Genomic DNA, 23,143 nt, shown 5'->3' on the forward strand with positions numbered 1-23,143 from the left:
GCCACGTCGGCGGGCAGTTCACCGCGGTAGGCCCGACCCAGCAGGTCACCGAGACAGTGACCCTCACGGCTCACCAGGATGACGATCCGCTTACGCGCCGCGGTGTCGGTGAATCGCCATTCGGTGTCGGACCCGAGCCCGGCGACCACCTCACGCTGGAACCTCGCGCGGATCTCCTCGGGTGACAGGGTCACGCTGTCGGCACGCACCGCCTGTCGGGTGAAGAACCACCCGGACGCCGGGTCCGAATGGTAGGCGGCCTCCACGATCCAGCCACCGATCTCTCCGAGGAAACCGGAGATCCGGGCGACGATACCGGTGCTGTCCGGGCAGCCCAGGGTCAGGACATAACGGTGGTCGTCGAGGGACGCACGTGCGCTCACCCGTATGAGTTTGCCAAAGTGGTCGGGTGACCGAACTGACCCGTTCCCAGGTGGCCGCCATCGTCGACCACACCCTGCTCAAGCCCGAGGCGACCCGCGCCGACGCCGAGCGGACGATCGCCGAGGCCGCCGACCTCGGGGTGTTCGCGGTGTGCCTGTCTCCGTCGATGCTGCCGGTCGACACCGGTGACCAGGCCACCTGCGTGGTGGCCGGGTTCCCGTCCGGCAAACATCACTCGCTGGTCAAGGCGGCCGAGGCCCGGCTGGCCGTGGACACCGGGGCCACCGAGGTCGACATGGTCATCGACGTCGGTGCGGCGATCGCCGGTGCGTACGACGAGGTGTTCGCCGACGTCCTCACGGTCCGGGAGGCCATCGGACCGGACGTACTGCTCAAGGTGATAGTCGAGTCGGCCGCGCTGTTGGAGTTCGCCGGACCGGACACCCTGACCGAGGTGTGCGTGCGCGCGGTGACCGCCGGAGCCGACATGGTCAAGACCTCGACCGGCTTTCATCCGTCCGGCGGAGCGAGTGTCGAGGCGGTGCGCATCATGCGCGCCGCGGTCCCCGACACGACCGGCGTCAAGGCGTCCGGCGGAATCCGTACCGCCGAGTCCGCCGCCGAGCTCATCGCCGCGGGGGCCACCCGACTGGGATTGTCGGGCACCCGAGCGGTGCTGGACGGCTTCCGCTGAAACTCGCCGCGGGAGCCGGTGAAGTCCGTGGAGCACAGTAGTTCTCACACGAGTCACCATCAGGACACCTATCGGGGCTTCACCTGACCGTCGTCGATCATCTGCTGAAAGTGGTCGACGACGGTCGTCTCGGGCGCGATGAACTCGACACCGAGTTCCTCACGGGTGCGGCTGTTGTCGAACCGCAGTGGCCAACCGACGTTGCGATCGACGAACTTGCGTGTCATCCCGGTGGCCGGTCCACCGATCTTCACCAATGCCTTCGGCAACTCCCGGTTGGGGAAGCTGCGTCGCTTGCCGAACGCGGAGCGCAGAATCTTGCCCATGTCCAGCAGGCTGACCGTGCCCGAGGTGGCGATGTATCGACCGCGTGCGGTCGGGGTGAACGCCGCGGCGATATGGGTGCGGGCAACGTCGCGCACATCCACGACACCCATTTCCAGTGCCGGCGCCCCTAGCGTCATGGAGCCGTCGGTGAAATGGCCGATGGTGGTCATCGTCCCGGAGGCGCTGCTCGTGGTCAGCGACGGTCCGAAGACCAGCCCGGGATGCACCGTCACCAGGTCCCAGCGATCCTGGGCCCCACACATGGCCCAGGCCTCCTTCTCCGCGACCGTCTTGGAGTAGCTGTATTCCTGGTGTGAGTCGGTGCTGGTGGTGTTCCAGTCGGCATCGGTGAAACAGGTCTTCCCGCGCATGTCGATGTTGTCACCGTAGATGGCGACAATGCTGCTGGTGAGCACCACGCGTCTCACCGATTCGGTCTGGTTCACACTGGTCAGCACGTTGCGTGTGCCTTCGAGCGCAGGACGTACCAGTTGTTCCTGAGGGTCATCGAGTTTGCCCATGAGAAACGGGGATGCGGTGTGGATCACCAGCTGACAACCGTCCATGGCCGCGGCGAAACTCCCTTGGTCCAGCAGATCGGCCGCGTGCAGTGTCAGCCGTCCAGGGTGTTCGTCGGAGAGCTTGTGGAGGTGATCGAGTCCCTTGGGTTTCTTCGGGTCACGAACCGTCGCTCGGACCGTCCGGCCGTCCTCCAGCAGATAGCGGACGATCCAGCTGGCCACGTAGCCGCTGCCTCCCGTGACGAGAACGGGCACGTCGGGGTCGATCTCGGTCATGTTCTCTCCTGTGGATGGATTTCGACGGCGCACCGACGCCAGTCTGCGCCATGGACCGCCCTGGGCGAACGGCTTCCGGAAACAGCGACTCCGGGTCAGACGTGATCCGCCATTGGCACGTGGCGGTTGAGGAAGTCCAGCTGATCGGTCACGTTGCGCTCGAAGTCCTCGCCGACGTAGATGTCGAAGTGCCCGGCGTCGTAGAGCTTGACCTCGGAGTGCGGCGCCTGCGCAGCGTATTTCCGGGTGGGACCGGGAGGCGCCACGGTGTCCTTCTCGCAGATGCCGAAGAAGATCGGGCATCGAACGTCCTTCGCGTACCGGCCTGGTCGATGCCAGGTGATGTGTAACGCGATCCGGGCCGCGACGTCTTTCGGTGCGGTGGAGCCGGTGGGGATGATCGCCTTGAGCCCGGACACGACATCGGGCGCGGTCATCAGGGCCGTGTCACCCGGTGCTCCGTATGTGGACACCATCACGGGCGCGCGGCCCAGGCGTGCGCCGATCTGGTCCCGGAGCGCGAGGGCGGTGAGCTTCGCCGAGGTGACCGGTGGGATTGCGAGCGACGATGCGAGCCCGTTGGTGAACGGACACTGGCTGACCGCCGCGACGATGCGATGGTCACGCGCGGCGGTGATGATCGAGTGGCCACCGCTGAACGACGTGCCCCAGACCACGATCCGCTCCGGATCGGCGCCGTCGAGTGTACGGGCGAAGTCGACGGCGGCACGCCAGTCTGCGAGCTGAGCGTTGATGTCGAGAAGTTGGCGGGGCTGACCACCGCTGGCGCCGAAGTATCGGTAGTCGAAGACCAGGCACATGTATCCGGCGTCGGTGAATCGTTCGGCGAACGCGTCGAGCCGCTCTTCCTTGACGCCTCCGAGTCCATGGGCCATGACGATGACGGGGCGCCGGTCGGCCGCATCCGACGGCCGGTACAACCAGCCCGCACACGTGGTGGAACCGGAGGGAAATGTGATGTCGTTCCGTGTCATTTCTTCACCTCGGTGGTTCGGATTTCGTTGTCGCCATATCTGCTCCCGGTGTGGAAATGTAATCCGGCGGCCGTGATCAGCGTGCGGAGATCGGTCATCTTCACCCGCGGACGCCGCGCCTCTCTGCCTGCGGCGCGTTCGACGGCATCGATCCGTCCCCAGGCAGCACCGTCGAGCACGGTCGCGCCGCGCCGTGTCGCGAGATCCGCGATGTCGGTGTCGGCGGAGCGCGGGGTGAGCGTGCCGGCCGCGGCATCGTCCAGGACCGCCCGCGCGGTCTCCTGTCCGCATCGACGGTTCGTGCCGATCCCACCGCGCGGCCCTCGTTTGATCCACCCGGCAACGTAGTGCGCCGCCAGCGGCCCGTCCGTTGCCGGGTCCAGCACCCGTCCTCCGACATTCGGGACGATGCCGAGCGCATCGTCGAACGGGAGTCCGTCGAGCGGCTCGCCGGTGTATCCGATGGACCGGATCACCAACGACGTTGACAGCGTGGCGGCCGAGTCACCGTCGACCACCTGCACGCCGCGAACTCCACCGTCCTCGTCACCGAGAATCGCGGTCGGGCGGGTATGGAAACGAAAGACCAGGCGTCGCGCACCGCTACCGGCGGGCCGGCCGGCTAAGTCGCGCAGAAGATCTGTCTTGGCGGTCGTCAGGGCGTCCGCGGTCCGCACTCCGCCACCCCTGCCCCCTGTCTCGACGCTCACGTCCACCCCGTCCAGTTCGGCGAGTGCCGCGAGCTCCCCGATCGTGAACGCCGCCTCGGCCGGCCCGCGCCGACCGATCAGCACGACCTCGCGGACAGCGCTGCGGCGTAACACGTGCAGCGCATGGTCGGCGATGTCGGTACGGCCGAGCACCTCCGGATCGGCGAGGAGTATGCGCGCCACGTCCAGGGCCACATTCCCATTGCCCACCAGCACGACGCGCTCATCCGAGAGGTCGTAGGTCCGATCGGCGTAGTCGGGGTGGCCGTTGTACCAGGCGACGAACTCCGTGGAGGAGATGCTGCCTCGCAACTCTTCGCCGTCGATTCCCAGCGACTTCGGCGCGGCGGCTCCGTGCGCATAGACCACCGCGGAGTATGCCTCGACGAGTTCGGCGGCGGTGATGTCGCGGCCGACCTCCACACCCAGCAGGTAACGGAACCGCGGTGACGAGGTGACCTCGTGTAGGGCCTCCCCCGCCAGCTTGGTCGACGCGTGGTCCGGTGCCACTCCGAAGCGGATCAGTCCCAAGGGTGTCGGCAATCGGTCGAGCACGTCCACGTGCACGTTCGGTTCGGTGAGCAGCTCCTCCGCCGTGTAGAGCCCCGCCGGACCGGAGCCCACCACGGCCACCCGAATCGGCTCGCGCACCTGTGTGTCCCGACGGGGCCGGAAGGGCACGAGGCCGTCTCGCACGTCGTGGTCGCGGTAGTAGGCGGCATTGATGTCGAGAAACACCGACTGTTCCGCGGCGAGGTCCGTTTCCGGCACGATGGCCTCCACCGGACACTCCGGCACGCACGCGCCACAGTCGATACATGTCGCGGGGTCGATGTACAGCATCTCGGCGGAGGTGAAATCCCTCTCGTCCGGGGTCGGGTGGATGCAGTTCACCGGGCAGGCCGCGATGCAACTCGCGTCGTTGCAGCAGGGCTGGGTGATCACATGACTCATGACGAGGCGCTCGCCGACCGCTCGTCCGAGACCGCCGGTACACCGAACATCCTGCGCTCGAACCACGCGGTCACCACCGGGATCCGCGCGGGCACGATGCGCGCAACGACGTCCAGCAGGCGCGCATCGTGCCCCACCAGTACCCGCGAACGCCCCGTGGCGATGCCGTCGACGATGATCCCCGCGGCCTTCTCCGACGGCATCCGCAACAGCTTGTCGTTATAGGTCTCCAGCCGCTTGCGTTGTTCGGGAGTGACGTCGGATCCCGCGCGGTCGAACGCCGAATTCGCGATGTCGGTGGACACACCACCGGGATGGACGACGGTCACCCGCACCGGCAGCCCGGACGCGACCATGTCGGCCCGCACCGATTCGGTGAATCCGCGTACCGCGAACTTGCTGGTGCAGTACGCAGCTGTGCCGGGTTGCGCCACGATCCCGTTGATGCTGGAGATGTTGACCAGATGTCCGTCACCCGACGCGATCAGACTGGGGAGGAAGGCCTTGGTGTTGTTGATGACACCCCACAGGTTCACGTCCAGGATCCGCTGGAATCCGTCCAGCTCGGAGTTGACGAATGTACCGCTGTCGCCGGCGATCCCGGCGTTGTTCACCACGATGTCCACCGCACCGTAGTGTGCGAGCACCGCGGTCGCATACTCGGCCACGGCGCCACGACTGGACACGTCGAGAGTCGCGGTGTGGACCGGAGCCCCCTGTCCCGCCACCAGGTCCGCGGTGTGCGCCAGTCCGAGAGGTTCGATGTCTGACAGCGCGAGACGAGCTCCGCGCGCGGCCAGCTCCACGGCGACGGCTCGCCCGATACCCGATCCGGCTCCGGTGACAACGGCGACTTTGCTGTTGAACTTCATGGGTGATTCCTTCTCAGTGGTTGTATGGGCAACCGGCCGCCACCGGTGACGAGGCAGGTGAGTCCGACCCCGAGATGCCCAACACATCCGTCCGCTCGCGCGGTGTGACGGTGATGCGTCCACCACGGGACGGAGCGAACGGTAGCCCGCGGAACACAATGCGTTCGCCGGGGGCATCGGTGGGCTCGATCCTGTAGGTGCTCAGCACCGTCCGAAGGATGACGGCCATCTCCATGTTGGCGAAGGTGGCGCCCACACAGCGACGCACGCCACCGCCGAACGGCGTCCAGGAGTAGGTGTCGGGCATACGACCGAGAAAACGATCCGGGATGAAGTCGTCGGGCCGAGAAAAGTAGCGGGGATCGTTGTGCACCAACGACGTAGCGGTATACAGGTTCATCCCATGCGGGATCACCCAGTCGCCGAACGACATCCGGTCCACAAGGACGCGGCGTGCGGTGCCGTCGATGGTGGCCCGCGTCCGCATCACCTCGTGGATGACGGCCTGCATGTACGCGGCGCCACCCTCGTCGATCTCGGTGACGAGCCGGTCAAGGGTGTGCGGATGGCGGCTCAGGCGCTCGAACGCCCACGCCAGGGAGGTGGCGGTGGTCTCGTGGCCGGCGGCCACCAGCGTGACCAGCTCGTCACCGATCTCCTCGTGTGTCAGTGGCGTACCGTCGTCATGCTGCGCGCGCAGCATGCGGGACAGGATGTCGGTCCGGTTCTCGAAATCGGGATCGGACAGTGCGCGGGTGATCAGACGGCCGATGATGTCGTCGAACTGCCGGCGCATCGCGAGGTGGCGGCGCCACGGACTCAGCGGCCCCCAGTCCCTCTGCAGTGGTCGGACGCTGAACAACATCGCGCCGAACCGGATCCATTTCGGCGTCAGCTCGCGTAGCTCGTCGAATTCCTTGCCGTCCGCACCGAACGTGGCGCGAAGGATGATGTTGAGGGCGATGCTGTTCGTGGACGGCTGCGTCGCGAAGCTCTCACCCACCGGCCAGGTAATGATCTCCTTGCGGGTCTCCTCCTCGACGATCTGCTCGAACGCACGCAGATTGTGCCCGTGGAACGGAGGGGTGAGCACCCGCCGGTGCCGCTTGTGTTCCGCGGTCTGTTTGCCGAAGATCGAGCCCTGGCCGAACATCACGTCCAGGCTGGGCTCGACACCCCCGGCGATGTCGGCAGGTATGTGGAAGAGCTCGTCGAACATCTCCGGTTCGGTCAGGATGACCGTCTTGCCGAAACCGGGGATCCACATGGTGAACGTCGGGCCGTAGCGATCCGCGAGCTGACGCAGCATGCGCGGCCGATCGGTGACGAAACGCATCACGTTGCGCGGTGAGAGCCGCGGTCCGGGTGGCAGGTGGACGGCCTCGGTTGTGAGTTCACCAGTGGTCACGATGGTTGCTCCTGCGTGCGTATCGAATGTGGTGCATTGCCGATCGTCACGGCTTCATGGCCGGGAAGGAAGGTGCACGCATCCCGAAATCGCCGGAAGCGTGTGCAGTGTGCATCAGCGGTCGTAGGATTTTCTGGTGGAGACACCCGACTGCAGCCCCGCGGTGAGGGAACTCATCCGACGGTCCGCCGAAGCGGTCCTGACCGCACCCACCAGCTGGTTCACCGAGATCGAGGACGCAGCCTTCTCGGCATCGGACATGCAACCCGTAGCCGTGGACCCCGAGTGGCGCGCCTTCGCGATCCGAGGAACTCATACGTTACTTCTGCACTGGGCCTCGGTGAACGCCGCAGATCCCGGACACGCCGTTCCGCCCCTGGTCGACGACCTGCGGAACATCGCGCAGGTCATCGTGCATCGCGGTCATACCGAGGCCAGCGTCGAGGCGTATCGACTCGGGCAGAACGTCGCGTGGCGACGCTGGATGAAGATCGCGTTCAGCTTGAGCACAGACGTCGCCGACCTCGAGGACATGTTGGACATCACCTCCGAGTCGATCGGCACGTTCGTCGATGCAACGATCACCGCACTCACCGCCGAGATCACCCGGGAACGGGAGCGAGCACAACGAAGCCGCGAGGCCGATCGGTTGGAATCGGTGTCGCTGCTCATCGATGGCGGTCGGCCCGACATCCCATCCACCGAATTCCTACTCGGCTACCGACTCGACCAGACTCATACCGCCGTCGTCGTCTGGACCACCGAAGCGTCACCGCAATTGACGAAGATGGAGCGCGCGGTCGATGAACTGGCGGAGCAGGTCGGAGCGCGTGGCTCGACGCGGGTGACGGCCAGCCCCGGCACCGTCTGGGGGTGGCTGGGCGGTGTCGACATCGGGCAGCTACACGACACCACCAAGAACACCCCGGACAGCACTCCGTGGCGGATCGCGGTGGGATCCACCGGCCGCGGCCGGGACGGGTTCCGGACCTCTCATCTCGATGCGCTGAGCACGCAACGGATGATGGCGCGGATGAAGACCGAACACACCGTCGCGACCTTCGACGACGTCGAGGGAATCCTTCTCCTCACCTCGTCCCCGGATCACGCCGATCGGTTCGTCACCCACACACTCGGCCCGTTGGCGGGTGCCCATCCGGAGTTGCGCGAGGCTGTCCGCGTTTACCTGCGCGAGCAGTGCAACGCCTCCAAGGCAGCGAATTCCCTTTTTGCACACCGCAACACACTGCTACGCCGAATCAAACACGCCAACAACCTCCTGCCGCGTCCCATCGAGGACAACGCGCTGAACATCGGGATGGCGCTGGAGATCGCCTATTGGCGGGGATCGGTCGCGACGGACCAACACAACGCCCCCGGGTGAACCACGGTGCGCGCTGAAGACGCGGGTGCGCACCTCAGCGATCGGTGTACGTGGCGACTCGCTCGGCCATCAGGTTGTCGGTGAGATCACGGGAGGCCGCGAGCCCGTCGATCAGACTGCGTTGATTGCGTTCGGGCTGATTTTGCGACATCTTCGCCTTCCCCTCCCACCGGGTAATGGACAACTCCACCCCGATGATGCCGCGCAGCTGGGCGTCGATGAAGTCATCCGGGGCGTCGTCGACCGACCACGGTTGTGAGCGCCTCTTCTCGTGGCTGTCGCTCAACGCCGTCACGTGCGACCGCAACCAGTCCGTGTCGTCGTGGACCTGCAACTGGCCGTACACCGCGATGGTCTCGTAGTTCCAGGTCGGGACGACCTTTCCGTCCTCGGCCTTCTTCGCGTACAACGATGGCGAGATGTAGCCGTCCACTCCGCCGAAGATGGCCACCGACTCCCCCGCCACGTCATCGCGCCAGTGCGAGTTGGCCCGCGACACGTGGCCGACCAGGCTGTGCCGTTCCGCGTCGTACATCATCGGCAGCGGCGTGACCACCATGCCTGCCGCACCGGCGCTGACGAGGTACGCCATGTCCGCCGCGCGGAGCGCATCGGCGATCTGATCGTTCGACAGTGCGAACTTCGGTGGTACGTACATGGCTTCGTTCCTCAGACGGTGCGACGGCCTTCGGTGGCGCTCAGCAGTCGGGTCACCAACGCGTTGTATTCCTCCGATGCCTCGATGTTGCTCATGTGGCCCACGTCGGGCAACACCAGGTACTCGAACACGTTCCCGGACTGTTTGAGCAGATCGACGATGGTGTCCGCGTGCAGCTTGGGTGTCAAGCGGTCGTCGGTACCGACCACCACGGCCGTGAGCACGTCCAGTGCACGCACTCCCTCGGTGAGACTGATCGCCGACATGGCCGCACCCCAACGGGCCCGGGCCAGGGCCGGGCAGCTGCGCACCATGCCGTCCACGAACTCCACGTGGGCGAGCCGGGCAGTGGTGTTCAAGGCGATGTACTGCGTCACGCGGGTCGAGTACGGGGTGTGCGGCAACGGTACGGGCGCCGAGGCGATCAGCCGGCTCACCAGCCGCCGGAAGGGCCGGGTGTAACCGGGCAGTCCGTCGGGGATGACGGCCAGTCGTTCCATCAGTTCCGCGGCCGCGGTGGAGTTGAGAATCACCGCGCGGGCGTATCGATCGATCTCGCGCGGATGCTGCATGGCCCACGACAGGATGGTCATCCCGCCCATGCTGTGCCCGGCGATCAGAGCGCGCCTACCCTCCGGGACCACGGCCTGCAGGACCCGGTGGAGGTCTTGGCCCAGTAGTTCGGGAGAGGCTTTGACGTCGCCCATCTCGCTGCGCCCATGTCCACGTTGGTCGTAGACGACCACCCGGTGGGTCGCGGCGAACACGTTCAGCTGCGGGAACCAGTGCGTGGTGTTGCAGGTCCACCCGTGCGCGAACACGATCAGATCACCGTCGGGCGGACCGTAGGCCAGGACGTTCAGCTTGGCACCGTCGTTTCCGCGAACGTCGATGCGCTCGGGGATCGGCGAGGGGGTGGCCAGTAGCTGGTCGGGCCCGTCGTCGACGGGCGGGGGCGCGGTGATGGCTTCCCGTAGCAGCGCACCGAGGATGGTGCCGACGGCGAGCGTGGCCGTCGCACCCACCCCGAGGCCCGTGAGGCCCGCGGTCTTGACCACCTTGCGTGCATTCACCCGCGACGTGCTCACTCCACCGTCCTGTCTTCGCGTTCCCCGTCGTCCCCGTCGGGACTGTATTCCGGTCGACCACTGCCCTGCTGATCCACCGCCGTGTCGTCACCATCGGACCGACGTGGACTCGAGGCGGTGGCGAGGAAGCCACCGGCAACGAGTTCGTCCTTGAGTGCCTCGGCGGAGCGATCCTCTTTCTCGGCATCGTAGATGTCCGCGGCCTCGGCCAACGCCCGGGAGATCTGTTCGTCCAACGCGCTGCGAAAGGTGCTCTGCACGATCTCGTGCGCCATCGGGCGCACCGTCTGGATCACTTCGGCCACCTTCGCGATCTCCGACTCCTCGAGCTCGATGAGTCCACCGTCGGCGCTGAAGTACTTGTCGGTGATGATCGAGACGAAGCTGGCGGCGACGTCACTGAGATCGTCCTGCACCCGGGCCCAACGGCTCAACAACGTGTCCAGGTCGATGCCTGCCCGCACCAGCACCTCCGCACCCTCCAACAATTCCGGGTTCTTGATCGCGTACTGCGCCCCCTCCTGGGCCAGTAGGCCGAGGCGTTGACTGAGCGCGATGCTGCTGTCGGTGGCGTTGAGGGTACGACGTAGCTCGTTGATGGTGATCGTCGCCGCACGTTTCAGAGTTCGCCAGCGCGGTACCTTCGGCGAGCCGATGAGCACGTCGTCGACCCGCATCCCATAGTGGGCGGCCAGCAGCAACTCACTGATCGTGGCGAAGGTGTAACCCCGTTCGAGCATGCGCGAGATGATGTTGAGCCGGACCAGATGCTCGTCGGAGTACCACCCGGTACGCCCCCGGATCTTGGGTGGCGGCAACAACCCGCGATCCTGATAGACGCGGATGTTGCGGACACTGATCCCGGAGATCTCGGAGAGGTCGTTGATCCGGTACTCGGGCACTGGGCGAGTCTATCGGGGGATGGCCGCCGCGGTGCTCACGCCTTGCGAAACCAGCGCTTGCCCTGGATCGCGTCGACGCGCGGACGAACGTCCACGAGGTACACCAGCATGGCGACGACACCGATGATGCCGAGGATGCCGACCGCTCCGAAGAACCAGATGAACAGGGTGGCCGCGGCGAGGATCGAGACCCAGATCACCTTCGACTGACGGTCCACCGCCGGGAACGCGTCCGGGCGCTGTAGTGCTGCGTGTACGAGTGCGACCGCGCTGGCCACACCGGCGATGACGGTCAACAGCAACAGGATCATGCTCTGCCCATAGGCCAGAAAGCCGACGAGGTCCATGTCTCACAGCCTATGCGCAGACCACCCCCCACACCGAGGTGCGGGGGGTGGTCTGCGGCGATCCGGATCTTCTCGAGCGGATCCGTCACTTGGCGGGGCGGGTCGCCTTCTTCGCCGGAGCCTTCTTGGCCGGAGCCTTCTTGGCGGGGGCGGTCTTCTTGGCCGGAGCCTTCTTGGCGGGCGTGGCCGCCTCCTCCAGCTTCTTGGCCGGCGAGTCCGCGCTGGTGCGCGCCTTGCCCTCGACGGTGCCCGCGGCACCCTGGGTCTTGGCGGCGGCGGTGTCCGCGGCATCGGCGATCTTGGCACTCGCGGTCGATGCGGCCTCGTCGGCCTTGCTGCCCGCGATGCTGGCGATCTTGGCGGCGCGCTCACCGACGGCGCGAGTCTGCGACGAGACGGTGCCCAGCGCATCCTCGGTCAGGTCGACGGCGTCGTTGTAGGCCTTCTCGGCCCGCGACAGCTGCTCCTGGACGGCCGGCTGCTGACGCAGACGCTCGACGGTCTCCTCGCCACGCTCGGCCAACGAGTTGTAGATGTCGGTCGCGACCTCGATGTAGGCCTCGGCGACCTTGCGCAGCTCCTCGGGGGTGAAGCGGCTGCGCAGCTCCTCGATGTTCGCGGGGACCTCCTCGGGCAGCGACTCGATGCGGCTGCGGGTCTCGCCGATGCGGCCGCGAGTCTCCTCGATCCGGGCCTGAGCGGACCCGGCGGCGGCCTCGGTGCGTTCCCGCAGCTGGTTGATGACCTCGTTCACCTGCTTGAGGGCCAGGTCACCTGCGCCCACAGCCGCATAGAGCGGGTTGCCCAGGTTACGCTCTGATTTGCTCACGATTCTCTCCTTGGTTGTGGTGTTTCACCGGTTTGAGTGGAGGTGCTGATCGGGAGGGTCAGGATTCTGCTCGCCCGGATGTTCCCGGCGGAACGAGTCGTAGATCTCCAGCAACATCTGTTTCTGCCGCTCGTTGATCGTGTCGTCGGCGAGCAGTGCGTCACGCACCGGGCTCGCCGCCCGCTCCTCGAGAATCCCGGCCCGCACGTAGAGCACCTCCGCCGACACACGCAACCCCTTGGCGATCTGGGCCAGTACGTCGGCAGACGGCTTGCGCAGCCCTCTCTCGATCTGACTGAGGTACGGATTGCTGACCCCGGCGCGATCGGCGAGCTGCCGAATCGACACCTCGGCCGCAATCCGCTGAGACCGAATGAATTCCCCGATGTCCTGCGCGGCAATTGCCACTCCGGCGACAGCCTTGGATGCGGTGTCGTCCGCACCTGTCTCGAGATCGCCCTCGTGAGGCGAGTCGTCCGGACGTTTGCCGAAAGCCGGTTTCATCGGGTTTCCTCCTCCGATTCCGATGACCAGTATTGCACTGGTGCTAGCAAATGCAAGCGTCCTGTTAGCAGAAGTGTCGGAGCTCACTTGTCGCACGGACGTGCAGGTCCACACGGTTGGTGGGCGATCAATGGAAAGCGAGGACCGACAACGAGTAGATGACCAGTCCCGCAATGGATCCCACGACGGTGCCGTTGATCCGGATGAACTGCAGATCGCGTCCCACCTGCAACTCGATCTTGCGGCTGGTCTCGTCGGCATCCCAGCCCCGCACGGTGTCGGTGATGACCGCGAGGATCTCCTGTGAGTAGTTGTCGGCCACGTGCTTGGCCACCCGCACGGTCCAGAAGTTCATCTTGTCCTGCAGTGGCTGATCGTCGCGGATGCGCCTCGCCATCTGGATGATCGCGTCGGCCAACGTGGTGCGCAACGTGCTGTGCGGATCGTTGAGCATCTCCTCGATCACCGCTTTGCCCGCCTTCCAGGCGGTGGATGCGGCACCGTTGACCTCGTCGCGACCGATGAACTCGTTCTTGATCTCCTCGACCTTGGCGATCGTCGCCGGGTCGTTCTGCAGCTCCCAGGCGAACTGCACCAGAAAAGTGTTCATCGCGCGCCGGATGTCGTGGTCGGGGTGGTCGCGGACCTTCCGGGTGTAGTCGACCATCTCGCGGTAGATCCGGTCGCCGACAAGCGTGTTGACGAACTTCGGTGCCCAGCTAGGACCGTCCTTGTCGATCACACGATCGACGAGGTCCTGACTGTTCAGCGCCCAGTCGTGCGCCCGGTCGCAGAGCATCTGGATCACCGGGTCGAGACGGTCCTCCTCGATCAACTGCTCGAGAACCCGTCCGGCGGGTGGGCCCCACTGCGGCTCGGCGGCCCACTTCATCGCAGCCATGATGAACTGCTCGACGTCCTCGTCCTGCAGCATCTCCGAGAACAGTCCGATCAGCCGAGCGGCCTCCTCGTTCACCCGGGGGGAGTTCACCGGGTCGGCCAACCACGTGGAGATCCGTCGGGGCAGCTGCAGTTTGGCGACCTGCCCTTCGATCACCGACGGAGTGAGGAAGTTCTCGTCGATGAAGTCGCCGAGCTGATCGCCGATGTCGTCCTTCTTTTTCCGGATCAGTGCGGTGTGTGGGATCGGCAGACCCAACGGGTGCTTGAACAGCGCGGTCACGGCGAACCAGTCGGCCAGCGCACCCACCATCCCCGCCTCGGAAGCCGCGCCGACGTAGGGCACCCAGCCGGCGACCGCGGCGCCGTCACGGTGTTCGAGCCACCGGGTGATGAAGTAGATGATCGCGGCGAGGATCAGCATCCCCGTCGCCACGATCTTCATCTGACGCAGGGCGGCACGGCGGGCTGCGTCACCCGAGCCGTCCCCGAAGCCGGACGGGGTGGCCGGCACCGAGCGCGTGTCGTCTGCGAGCGAAGTCTGCATTGGTCCAGTCTTACCCGAACCGCAGCTCCACCAAACCCCGGTGACGCCCGCGTCGCGCGGCATCACACACCATGTCAGGTCATCGGTTCCAGACGTTCGCCGTCCACGCACCCTCTAGGCTGTACAGACCCACCGCCGCACTGACGCCCAGCGCTGCGGTCCGAACAGCAGGAGACGCCCTCGATGCCTTCGCGTCCCGGCCCCACCACGGCCGCCCGTGCCGCGGTGGCGGCTGCCGCGAACGCCACCAAATCACTGCCTGCATCGTTGCTGGGAGCGTCCGGCACCCCCGGCAAGACGGACGGTCGCAAACAGCGGTGGGAACAGCACAAGGAACAACGGCGGACCGAATTCATCGACGGAACGCTGTCGGCCGTCCGCGAGCTGGGGCCCGACATCGGGATGGACGAGATCGCCGGTCACATCGGTGTCTCCAAGACCGTTCTCTACCGCTACTTCACCGACCGCAACGACCTGAACACCGCTGCGATGATCCGGTTCATCGAGGTGTCCCTCCTGCCCCAGATCACCGAGATGCTCACCGACGACGTCGACGACTTCTCGCTGACCAAACGTGCCATCGCCGGTTACGTCAACGCGGTCGCCGACGACAGAGCCATCTACTCCTTCGTCACCTCCAACAACGCCGGACCTGCGGCGCTGGCCGACTCGGAAAAGTTGGTCGCCCAGCTGGTGATGTACGCGATGACCGACCGCCTGCTCGAACGAGATATGGACACCGCGGGCGTGGAGACGTGGTCGTATGCGCTGGTCGGGGCGATCCGATTGGCCACCCACTGGTGGATGGTCGAGGAGCAACTCACCGCCGAACAGCTCATCGACCATCTGACGATCATGGTGTGGGGTGCGATCCACGGTGTGATGGCCGTCGGCGGATCGGCCGAGTTGTTCAACGCGATCGACCATCCGTCGCCCACGATCCGAACGGCTCCCTGACCCGACCTCGGGTCGGCGAGGCAGAGAGGTGTACACGATGAAGACTCCGCCCCACCCGTCCACCGATCATCCCTTCGGTGACGAGGGCATGCTCGCTCCGGCACTTCATCCCGAGTCGGTGGGACCGCTGGTCGACCTCGACACCCGCTCGACGCCCGGGTACTCCGGCGACAAATCCGACGGGACCCGGTTTCTCACCGAGCGCGGGGACAAGCTCTCCACGTTGCAGGAGATGTTGTACGCCAACGGCCGCACCGGTGATCCGCGGTCGGTGCTGCTGGTTCTGCAGGGTATGGACACGTCGGGCAAGGGTGGCATCGTCAAGCACGTCCTCGGCATGGTGGATCCACAGGGGGTGTCACACTCCGTCTTCGGCCCACCGACCGACGAGGAACTCGAGCACGACTTCCTCTGGCGGATTCGCAAGAAGCTGCCCGCCGCGGGACAACTCGGCGTGTTCGATCGATCCCACTACGAGGACGTGCTGGTGGTCCGCGTGCACGAGTTGGTGGAGCAGGAGGAGTGGGAGCGGCGTTACGACGCCATCAACGAGTTCGAGGAGGAAGTGGTCGCCGGCGGTACCGCCGTGGTCAAGGTGGTGCTGGCGATCTCCCACGACGAACAACGGTCCCGGTTGGCGAAACGACTCAACCGGCCGGACAAATATTGGAAGTACAGTCCCGACGACATCACCGAGCGCCGCTTCTGGCACAGCTACCAGGAGGCCTACCAGGCGGTCCTGGACCGGACCAGCACCCCGCACGCGCCTTGGCACGTGGTGCCCGCCGACCGCAAGTGGTTCGCCCGATTGGCCGTCACCGAGCTGCTCATCGAGACTCTCGACCGCCTCGAACTCACCTGGCCCGCACCTGACTTCGACGTCGAGGAACAGAAACTGAGGCTTGCCGAGAGCTGAGGTGGGCGGGAGCGGTGGTGGGGCCGACAGGCCATGGTCTCGGAAGGTCGTGAAGCACCTGACGTCTGGCAGGATCGGACCGCATGGAAACCGTTCTGTTCCCGTCTGCGCCGACGGGGGTGAAATGTTGACACTGCAACGTGCGGCATACGTCACGAGGCACAGGCGCACAACGATCTACGGATGCCACCGTTGGCGCAGTCGCCGGCTCAGCTGACGGTCGAGTTGTGAGGTCCGTCGGTGCCGGCGTTGGGACTGCGTAGCGCCGGGTGGCGACTCATCGCCGCGGTCCGTGTGCGGGTCGACTCCGCGACGTGGGTCGCCGAGGTGGGGCGGCTCGTCGTCGCGCCTGATCTCCAGGGACGCGGTCTGGGTGGCCGATTGCTGAACCTCGTCGAGCAGCGAATCGCACACGAGGCCGCGTACGGTTACCTCGTCTTTGCCCTGCACGCATACGTATCTGATATTCGGAGTAGTCCACGGGCCGCGAGCTGGCGGTCGGATTGTGTCGGAGCACTGATCTAGACTTCTTACCGCGCCCCTGTAGGTGCGACCATGTCGATTGTTGCGCAATCCCTTTCGCTATATTCTGGGTTGCCCAAAGGCCGAACACCTGCACTATGGACGCATGAGATCAGAGCGGCTACGCGGGCCAGTTGACTTTCCGTCGACGGTCGCCCGCCCAGCGCTCGTGCCGAGCGACGCTCGACGCATGCGACGAGAACTCTTCGGCCAGAATCCAGCATTCACCGGAACCCGGTGCGGTTCTGATGCGTCTCATTGACATGCAGGACAACCGGCGTAGTCCATACCATCGCAGGATCTCGTCGAAACGCATTGCGGTAGCTGAAACTATTTCCGACCATTCGACACCGGTGAGGTGACCAACATGCACGCAGGAATGTTCACCGAGATGGGTGATCTGCTTGTCGACGAACTCGATACGAGCGCCGGTGTGGTCAATGATGTGGACGCCGACATCATCGCCGCGATAGGTGGTGCGGTGCGTTTGCGGGCGGTCACCGATCATCTGCTGGCGGTGCTCGCGGCGCAGGCCGAGCGAGTCGGTGTCGCGAAGCGATCCGGGATGAAGACGCGGGAACTGTTGGTGGCCAACGGAATGGCTCCGGTCGCGGCGGATCGGTGTCTGCGGGTGGGACGGGCTGTGGATGCGTTGGCTTCTCCGCAGCGGTACAGCAGCAACGGGTTCCTCTCCGGTGAACACGTCGACGCGGTCGTACGCGGGGTCGCACATGTGAGCACGCGTACCAAGCAGCCGGTGGGCTCGGAGGCGATCACCACGGTGGAGAGCACGTTGGTCGGTCAGGCGATCTCCGGTGCCAGCCCCGCGGAACTGATGGCTCTGGCGCGTGCGGTTGCTGTCGAGGCCGCACCCGCAGGCGACACCATCCCGGCCGCCGAGGACGCCACGCTCAACGAGATGGGCTGGCATCAGGTTGACGACGGACGCCTGCAGGGCACCTTCGATCTGGATGTTCTCACCGGGGAACGGTTGATCTGCGCGGTCGACACCGCATCACGACCACGACCCCTACCCGACGGCACACCCGACCCACGATCCGCGGGCAGGCGTCGCGCCGACGCCTTCGGGCAACTACTGCAATGCGGAGTCCGTGCCGCAGCCGACGACGCGATGGTCAGTGCGCCGAGAACGGAGGTGATGGTGACCGTGCCCCTCGAAGATCGGAACACCGCACGCCTGGGGTGGTTGGGGTCCATCTCCGACCGGGCGGCCAAGTTGGTCGGGTGCGATGCCGGGATCACCCGGGTCGACCTCGACCAGCACGGTGTACCCACCGCGGTGTCGGCGACGAAACGCTTGTTCACCGGGGCGGTGCGTAAGGCGGTCATCGTGCGTGATCAGTGCTGTGTGAAATGCGGTGCACCCGCCTCCTGGACGGACTGCCACCACATCGTCCACCACGCCGACGGCGGACCGACCATCCTCGACAACGGGTGCCTGCTCTGCCGGTCCTGCCACACCGCCGTGCACCACCAGGGATGGGAAGTGGTCATCGGCCACGACCGCCACCCCTGACTCATCCCACCCGCAACGGTGGACCCACGACGCCGACCCCTGCCCGCCCACAACCGGCGAACCATGCGACTCGACTGTTCACCGATGCCCGCCGCCTGAGACTGCACTACCCAGCGCCCGTGCCACGCGGACGCGCATGTATCTCGACAACTCCATAGTTGTGAGCTGCCGGATCGCCGTCACCCCTCGTGTGCGGCGGCGATCCGTCGGCGTTCACGCCGGGCAGCCGCGACCATGTTGCGCAGCGACGGCTCGAGCTGCCAGTAATGGCGCGTCTTCAGACCACCGTCCGGGTTGACCCACAGCCGCTCCGGATCGATGGCCTTTGTGGCCCGTTGGATTCGCTCATCGATCTCATCGATGTCCGGGATCGCAGCGCTGCGGCTCTCGTAGACACCTGGACCGAGTCCTCGCTGGATCGACGTCCCGCGCCTGACCAACTGGTCGAGCACCCAGTCGATCGAACGAGTCGCCACGATCGACGTGACGTCGGCATCGAGTCCGTCGAACGCCTCGACCACCCGCTCGATGCTCGAATACCCCAGATGGGTATGAATCTGGGTGTGCGCATTCGCTGATCCGACCGCCAGTTTGAACGCTGACACTGCCCAGTCGAGGTACCCCTCACGACCCCGCTCGCGTAGTGGCAAGAGTTCTCGGATCGACGGCTCGTCGACTTGGATGATGCGGATACCCGCACGCTCCAGATCGGTCACCTCGTCACGGATCGCCAGCGCCAGCTGCTCGGCGGTCTCGTAGAGCGGCTGATCCTGACGGACGAACGAACGCGCGAGCATGGTCACCGGGCCGGTGAGTATGGCCTTGACCGGTTTGTCGGTCAGTGACTGCGCATAGGAGATCCACTCGACGGTCATCGGACCCCTGCGCTTCAGGTCACCGTAGAGGATGGGCGGCCGCACATTACGTGAGCCGTAGGTCTGCACCCAGCCGAAATGTGTTGCCACATAACCATCGATCAATTCGGCAAAGTACTGGACCATGTCGTTGCGTTCGGGTTCGCCGTGGACCAGGACATCGAGACCGATATCCTCCTGCAGCTCGATGACGCGCTTGATCTCGTCGCGCAATCGCTGAGCGTAGGACTCCCAGTCGAGATTCCCGCGACCGTAGTCGTAACGCGCCTTGCGGATCTCGGCGGTCTGCGGGAACGATCCCAAGGTAGTCGTCGGCACCGGTGGTAGCCCCAACGCCTCATCCTGGGCGGCCTTGCGCTCGGCGTAGGGCGCGCGCTCGCGTTGGTCCGGGCGGATCGCCGCAACCCGCTGGCGCACATCGTGTTTGAGTTTAAAATGCACCTTCTGCGGCCGGTTGTACCAGCGCTCCGGTGCCCCGTGGGTGACCGCCTTGGCCAGTGAGACCACCTCGCCGACCTTCTGCTTGGCGAAGGCCAACCGGTCGGCCACATCACCAGGGATGTCGTACTCGATGAGCAGATCGATCGGCACATGCATGAGGCTGCACGAGGTGGAGACCACCAGGTCGGGCACCACGGCCTTGAGCGACATCAGGTACTCCAACGTCTGGACCTTGTCGGCTTTCCAGACGTTGCGACCGTTGATCACCCCGGCGTAGAGGCGCTTGCGCCGTAGACCCGGGATCTTCGCCAGCGCTGACGCGCTGACTCGCTCGCTCACCAGGTCCAGTGCGATGGCCTCCACGTTGGTCTCGGCCAGGATGGGCAGCGCCGGACCGAAGTCGCCGTACTGTCCGGTCACCAGCAACCGTGGTCGCTGCGACGCCGCCGAGAGAGTGTCGTAGGTGCTCCTGAGCGACTCCAGTTCGGCGTCGGTGCGGTCCATCGTGAACGCGGGCTCATCGAGTTGGACGCATTTGCAGCCCTGGCGGGCCAGCGCCTTGAACAGCGCCAGATACGCGGGGATGAGATCGTCGAGCCGGTCCAGTGGGGCGAAGTCATCGGGTGACTCGAAATCCGGTTTGGACAACCAGAGCAGCGAGATCGGCCCCAGCACCACCGGGCGGAGCTCGATGCCCTCGGCCTTGGCCCGTGCGTGCTCGGCCAACAGCGATTCCGCACGCAGCGTGAACTCGGTGTCGGGGCCGATCTCCGGCTGGCGGTAGTGGTAGTTGGTACCGAAGTACTTCACCAGCTCCAGCGGCGGGAAGTCAGGCTTGCCGCGTGCCATCGCGAAATAGAAGTCCAACGGGTGCAAGACATCACGCAGCGGCTCGAAACGCTTGGGCACTGCGCCGAAGAGCAACGCGTTGTCCAGCACGTGGTCGTAGAACGAGAACGTGTTGCCCGGCACCTGTTCGAGCCCCGTGGCCGCCAACTCGTGCCAGATGTCGTCCTGGAGCTCCTGGCCCTGTTTGAGTAGTTCCTCCACCGTGCCGCCGCGATGCCAGTAGTCCTCCAACGCCCGCTTGAGCTCACGGCGCGCGCCGATGCGCGGGTAACCCAGGATGGAGGAGCCGTACTCGATCTCTTCTGCCGGGCTGGTCATCTGTGCCTGTTCTCGCTCGGGGATGTGGGCCTACTGCAGTGGTACCGACTCAGATCAGGGGTACTGGTAGAAGCCGTGACCGACCTTCTTGCCCAGTCGCCCCGCCTCGACCATTCGCAACAAGAGAGGAGGCGGTGAATACAGGGGCTCCTTGAACTCCTCGTACATCTTGTCCGCGATCGCCTTGACCGTGTCCAGACCGACCAGGTCACTGAGCTTCAGCGGGCCCATGGGGTGCGCGGTGCCCAGCACCATCGCCTTGTCGATGTCTTCCTTGGTGGCGAAGCCGCTCTCCACCATGCGGATCGCCGAGAGCAGATACGGCACCAGCAGGGCATTCACCACGAACCCCGAGCGGTCGGCCGAACGCACCACCTGCTTGCCGAGAACCTCACCGGCGAAGTGCTCCGCGCGCTCGGTCACCTCTGGCGAGGTCATCAGGGTGGTGACCAGCTCAACCAGCGGCAGCACCGGCACGGGGTTGAAGAAGTGCATGCCGACCACACGCTCGGCGTGCTGGGTCGCCATACCCAGCTTCATGATCGGGATCGACGACGTGTTGGACGCCAATACCGCGTTGGGGTCGGTGACCACCTTGTCCAGCGACTTGAAGATCTCGGTCTTGATCGCCTCGTCCTCCACCGCGGCCTCGCAGACCAGCTGACGGTCGGCGAAGTCGCCGAGGTCGGAGGTGAAGCGCAGCCGCCAGGAGGCCTGCTCACGTTCACGTTCGGTGAGTTTGCCGCTGCTCACACCGCGATCGAGTGAGCGCAGGATGCGCGACCGGCCGGCGGCGGCCAGTTCGCGAGTCGTCTCGTAGACCAGCACGTCGGTGTGTGCGCGGGCGCAGACCTCGGCGATGCCGGCCCCCATCTGTCCGGCGCCGACAACGCCGACCCGCGAGATCTTTTCGCTAGCCATGTCAGGAGGCTCCCTCGAATGTGATGTAACTGGGAATCGGTGGTACGTGGTGGATCGAAGTTTTGGAAGAAGCACATGTGATGTGTGCCGCCGGACTCTTCTATTGTGACGCATTCACGGCGCCGAGAACCGAGGCCGACGAAGACGACGGTGGAGAAACGAGACCGGGGTGGCCCGGAGGAGATCTCCGGACCACCCCGACTCTGGTGACCCGTGGGCCTAGTGGAACTGGCCCTCTTCGGTGGAACCCTTCAGCGCGGCGGTCGACGTGTTGGGGTCGACGGTGGTGGCGATGCGGTCGAAGTAACCGGCACCGACCTCACGCTGGTGCTTGGTGGCGGTGTAGCCGCGCTCCTCGGCGGCGAACTCGCGCTCCTGCAGGTCGACATACGCCGACATCTGCTCGCGGGCGTACCCGTAGGCGAGATCGAACATCGAGTAGTTGAGCGCGTGGAAGCCCGCCAGCGTGATGAACTGGAACTTGAAGCCCATCGCGCCGAGCTCGTTCTGGAACTTGGCGATGGTCGCGTCGTCCAGGTGCTGCTTCCAGTTGAACGACGGGCTGCAGTTGTAGGCCAGCAGCTGGTCGGGGAACTCGCTCTTCACAGCCTCGGCGAACTTGCGCGCCAGCTCCAGATCGGGCTTGCCGGTCTCCATCCAGATCAGGTCGGAGTACGGGGCGTAGGCCTTGGCACGTGCGATGCAGGGCTCGATGCCCTTCTGCACGTTGTAGAAGCCCTCGACAGTGCGATCGCCGGTGATGAACGGCTTGTCGCGCTCGTCGACGTCCGAGGTGATCAGGGTGGCGGCCTCGGCGTCGGTGCGGGCGATGACGACCGTCGGGGTGTCGGCGACGTCCGCGGCCAGACGGGCCGAGGTGAGGGTGCGGATGTGCTGCTGGGTCGGGATCAGCACCTTGCCACCGAGGTGGCCGCACTTCTTCTCCGAGGCCAGCTGATCCTCCCAGTGGGTGCCCGCGGCACCCGCGGCGATCATCGCCTTCTGCAGCTCGTAGACGTTGAGAGCACCACCGAAGCCGGCCTCACCGTCGGCGACGATCGGCACGACCCAATTGTCGACGGCCTTGTCGTCCTCGACGCGGGCGATCTCGTCGGCGCGCAGCATCGCGTTGTTGATGCGGCGGACCACCTGCGGCACCGAGTTGGCCGGGTAGAGCGACTGGTCCGGGTAGGTGTGGCCGGAAAGGTTCGCATCGCCGGCGACCTGCCAACCCGACAGGTAGATGGCCTTGAGGCCCGCGCGGACCTGCTGGACGGCCTGGTTACCGGTCAGCGCACCGAGTGCGTTGATGTAGTTCTCGCCGTTGACGCCGTCCCAGAGCAGCTCCGCGCCGCGCTTGGCCAAGGTGTGGGCCTCGAGAACCGAACCCTGGAGTTCCGCGACCTGCTCTGCGGTGTACTCGCGGGTGACTCCCTTCCAGCGGGGATTGGTGTCCCAGTCCTTCTGGATCTCGTCGGCAGTTCTCGGCTTCCCGACAGTGCTCATT

Annotated in this window: 21 protein-coding genes and 1 pseudogene; 6 read left to right on the forward strand and 16 right to left on the reverse strand. The window is 65.6% G+C overall.

Annotated features, from left to right (window positions below; all coding sequences use genetic code 11):
- Positions 1–383, reverse strand: a pseudogene (locus tag BW971_RS07935) (formyltetrahydrofolate deformylase); the annotation flags it as partial.
- Positions 384–409: 26 nt separating this feature from the next.
- Between BW971_RS07935 and deoC the strand changes: the two are divergent.
- A complete protein-coding gene (gene deoC, locus BW971_RS07940; protein WP_076478360.1) occupies positions 410–1,078 on the forward strand; it encodes a deoxyribose-phosphate aldolase in 669 nt (222 codons plus the stop codon).
- A gap of 68 nt (positions 1,079–1,146) precedes the next feature.
- Here the strand turns inward: deoC and BW971_RS07945 are convergent, their stop codons facing one another.
- The 5 genes from BW971_RS07945 to BW971_RS07965 form a co-directional block, all read right to left on the reverse strand.
- Positions 1,147–2,202, reverse strand: coding sequence for an NAD-dependent epimerase/dehydratase family protein (locus tag BW971_RS07945; RefSeq protein ID WP_076478362.1), 1,056 nt, complete (start codon positions 2,200–2,202; stop codon positions 1,147–1,149).
- A 95-nt stretch (positions 2,203–2,297) separates the two neighbouring features.
- Positions 2,298–3,197, reverse strand: coding sequence for an alpha/beta hydrolase (locus BW971_RS07950; protein ID WP_076478364.1), 900 nt, complete (start codon positions 3,195–3,197; stop codon positions 2,298–2,300).
- A complete protein-coding gene (locus BW971_RS07955) occupies positions 3,194–4,861 on the reverse strand; it encodes an FAD-dependent oxidoreductase (protein WP_083709500.1) in 1,668 nt (555 codons plus the stop codon). Before BW971_RS07955 ends, BW971_RS07950 begins: the two co-directional genes overlap by 4 nt.
- Positions 4,858–5,733, reverse strand: coding sequence for an SDR family NAD(P)-dependent oxidoreductase (locus BW971_RS07960; protein ID WP_076478368.1), 876 nt, complete (start codon positions 5,731–5,733; stop codon positions 4,858–4,860). The genes BW971_RS07955 and BW971_RS07960 overlap by 4 nt, the downstream gene beginning before the upstream one ends.
- Before the next feature lie 13 nt (positions 5,734–5,746).
- Complete coding sequence (locus tag BW971_RS07965) at positions 5,747–7,141, reverse strand: cytochrome P450 (protein ID WP_076478370.1); 1,395 nt, start codon at positions 7,139–7,141, stop codon at positions 5,747–5,749.
- Positions 7,142–7,277: 136 nt separating this feature from the next.
- On the opposite strand from BW971_RS07965, the gene BW971_RS07970 reads away from it, so the two are divergent.
- Complete coding sequence (locus tag BW971_RS07970; protein ID WP_076478372.1) at positions 7,278–8,525, forward strand: PucR family transcriptional regulator; 1,248 nt, start codon at positions 7,278–7,280, stop codon at positions 8,523–8,525.
- 34 nt (positions 8,526–8,559) lie between these two features.
- Here the strand turns inward: BW971_RS07970 and BW971_RS07975 are convergent, their stop codons facing one another.
- The 7 genes from BW971_RS07975 to BW971_RS08005 all read right to left on the reverse strand — a co-directional run bounded on the left by BW971_RS07975 (position 8,560) and on the right by BW971_RS08005 (position 14,300).
- Positions 8,560–9,183, reverse strand: a complete 624-nt coding sequence (locus BW971_RS07975; protein ID WP_076478374.1) for an FMN-binding negative transcriptional regulator — start codon at positions 9,181–9,183, stop codon at positions 8,560–8,562.
- 11 nt (positions 9,184–9,194) lie between these two features.
- The gene (locus BW971_RS07980; RefSeq protein ID WP_234974302.1) at positions 9,195–10,271 is read right to left on the reverse strand and encodes an alpha/beta fold hydrolase; all 1,077 of its coding nucleotides are present in this window, start codon (positions 10,269–10,271) and stop codon (positions 9,195–9,197) included.
- Complete coding sequence (locus tag BW971_RS07985; protein WP_083709502.1) at positions 10,268–11,173, reverse strand: MerR family transcriptional regulator; 906 nt, start codon at positions 11,171–11,173, stop codon at positions 10,268–10,270. Before BW971_RS07985 ends, BW971_RS07980 begins: the two co-directional genes overlap by 4 nt.
- A gap of 35 nt (positions 11,174–11,208) precedes the next feature.
- A complete protein-coding gene (locus tag BW971_RS07990; RefSeq protein WP_076478376.1) occupies positions 11,209–11,520 on the reverse strand; it encodes a DUF2516 family protein in 312 nt (103 codons plus the stop codon).
- An 85-nt stretch (positions 11,521–11,605) separates the two neighbouring features.
- Positions 11,606–12,349, reverse strand: coding sequence for a heparin-binding hemagglutinin (locus tag BW971_RS07995; protein ID WP_076478378.1), 744 nt, complete (start codon positions 12,347–12,349; stop codon positions 11,606–11,608).
- A gap of 24 nt (positions 12,350–12,373) precedes the next feature.
- The gene (locus BW971_RS08000) at positions 12,374–12,853 is read right to left on the reverse strand and encodes a helix-turn-helix domain-containing protein (RefSeq protein ID WP_076478380.1); all 480 of its coding nucleotides are present in this window, start codon (positions 12,851–12,853) and stop codon (positions 12,374–12,376) included.
- Positions 12,854–12,980: 127 nt separating this feature from the next.
- Positions 12,981–14,300: a DUF445 domain-containing protein gene (locus BW971_RS08005; RefSeq protein ID WP_076478382.1), complete on the reverse strand. Its 1,320-nt coding sequence runs from the start codon at positions 14,298–14,300 to the stop codon at positions 12,981–12,983.
- A 183-nt stretch (positions 14,301–14,483) separates the two neighbouring features.
- Here BW971_RS08005 and BW971_RS08010 point away from each other — a divergent pair, with 183 nt between their 5' ends.
- The 4 genes from BW971_RS08010 to BW971_RS08025 all read left to right on the forward strand — a co-directional run bounded on the left by BW971_RS08010 (position 14,484) and on the right by BW971_RS08025 (position 18,232).
- On the forward strand, positions 14,484–15,257 hold the full coding sequence (locus BW971_RS08010) for a TetR/AcrR family transcriptional regulator (protein WP_076478384.1): 774 nt from the start codon (positions 14,484–14,486) through the stop codon (positions 15,255–15,257).
- Positions 15,258–15,345: 88 nt separating this feature from the next.
- Positions 15,346–16,173, forward strand: coding sequence for a PPK2 family polyphosphate kinase (locus BW971_RS08015; RefSeq protein WP_076478827.1), 828 nt, complete (start codon positions 15,346–15,348; stop codon positions 16,171–16,173).
- A 240-nt stretch (positions 16,174–16,413) separates the two neighbouring features.
- Positions 16,414–16,698: a GNAT family N-acetyltransferase gene (locus tag BW971_RS08020; RefSeq protein ID WP_076478386.1), complete on the forward strand. Its 285-nt coding sequence runs from the start codon at positions 16,414–16,416 to the stop codon at positions 16,696–16,698.
- Between the two features lie 364 nt (positions 16,699–17,062).
- Entirely contained in the window at positions 17,063–18,232 is a 1,170-nt protein-coding gene (locus tag BW971_RS08025; protein WP_143690258.1) for an HNH endonuclease, read from the forward strand.
- 179 nt (positions 18,233–18,411) lie between these two features.
- On the opposite strand, the gene metE is transcribed toward BW971_RS08025, so the two are convergent.
- From metE to aceA, 3 genes are all read right to left on the reverse strand, one after another.
- Positions 18,412–20,715 carry a 5-methyltetrahydropteroyltriglutamate--homocysteine S-methyltransferase gene (gene metE / locus BW971_RS08030; RefSeq protein ID WP_076478388.1) on the reverse strand — a complete coding sequence of 768 codons (2,304 nt, stop codon included), beginning with the start codon at positions 20,713–20,715 and terminating at the stop codon, positions 18,412–18,414.
- Positions 20,716–20,769: 54 nt separating this feature from the next.
- Positions 20,770–21,636, reverse strand: a complete 867-nt coding sequence (locus BW971_RS08035) for a 3-hydroxybutyryl-CoA dehydrogenase (protein WP_076478390.1) — start codon at positions 21,634–21,636, stop codon at positions 20,770–20,772.
- A 219-nt stretch (positions 21,637–21,855) separates the two neighbouring features.
- Entirely contained in the window at positions 21,856–23,142 is a 1,287-nt protein-coding gene (gene aceA, locus BW971_RS08040; protein WP_076478392.1) for an isocitrate lyase, read from the reverse strand.
- Position 23,143 lies beyond the last annotated feature (1 nt).

Source organism: Williamsia sterculiae (assembly GCF_900156495.1).
Lineage (GTDB): Bacteria > Actinomycetota > Actinomycetes > Mycobacteriales > Mycobacteriaceae > Williamsia_B > Williamsia_B sterculiae.

Bases quoted from the DNA above. Each gene is read 5' to 3' on its own strand.
- BW971_RS07945 (WP_076478362.1), bottom strand. From the start codon at position 2,202: ATGACCGAGATCGACCCCGACGTGCCCGTTCTCGTCACGGGAGGCAGC.
- BW971_RS07950 (WP_076478364.1), bottom strand. From the start codon at position 3,197: ATGACACGGAACGACATCACATTTCCCTCCGGTTCCACCACGTGTGCG.
- BW971_RS07955 (WP_083709500.1), bottom strand. From the start codon at position 4,861: ATGAGTCATGTGATCACCCAGCCCTGCTGCAACGACGCGAGTTGCATC.
- BW971_RS07960 (WP_076478368.1), bottom strand. From the start codon at position 5,733: ATGAAGTTCAACAGCAAAGTCGCCGTTGTCACCGGAGCCGGATCGGGT.
- BW971_RS07975 (WP_076478374.1), bottom strand. From the start codon at position 9,183: ATGTACGTACCACCGAAGTTCGCACTGTCGAACGATCAGATCGCCGAT.
- BW971_RS07990 (WP_076478376.1), bottom strand. From the start codon at position 11,520: ATGGACCTCGTCGGCTTTCTGGCCTATGGGCAGAGCATGATCCTGTTG.
- BW971_RS08000 (WP_076478380.1), bottom strand. From the start codon at position 12,853: ATGAAACCGGCTTTCGGCAAACGTCCGGACGACTCGCCTCACGAGGGC.
- BW971_RS08005 (WP_076478382.1), bottom strand. From the start codon at position 14,300: ATGCAGACTTCGCTCGCAGACGACACGCGCTCGGTGCCGGCCACCCCG.
- BW971_RS08010 (WP_076478384.1), top strand. From the start codon at position 14,484: ATGCCTTCGCGTCCCGGCCCCACCACGGCCGCCCGTGCCGCGGTGGCG.
- BW971_RS08015 (WP_076478827.1), top strand. From the start codon at position 15,346: ATGCTCGCTCCGGCACTTCATCCCGAGTCGGTGGGACCGCTGGTCGAC.
- BW971_RS08025 (WP_143690258.1), top strand. From the start codon at position 17,063: ATGCACGCAGGAATGTTCACCGAGATGGGTGATCTGCTTGTCGACGAA.
- metE (WP_076478388.1), bottom strand. From the start codon at position 20,715: ATGACCAGCCCGGCAGAAGAGATCGAGTACGGCTCCTCCATCCTGGGT.
- BW971_RS08035 (WP_076478390.1), bottom strand. From the start codon at position 21,636: ATGGCTAGCGAAAAGATCTCGCGGGTCGGCGTTGTCGGCGCCGGACAG.
- aceA (WP_076478392.1), bottom strand. From the start codon at position 23,142: ATGAGCACTGTCGGGAAGCCGAGAACTGCCGACGAGATCCAGAAGGAC.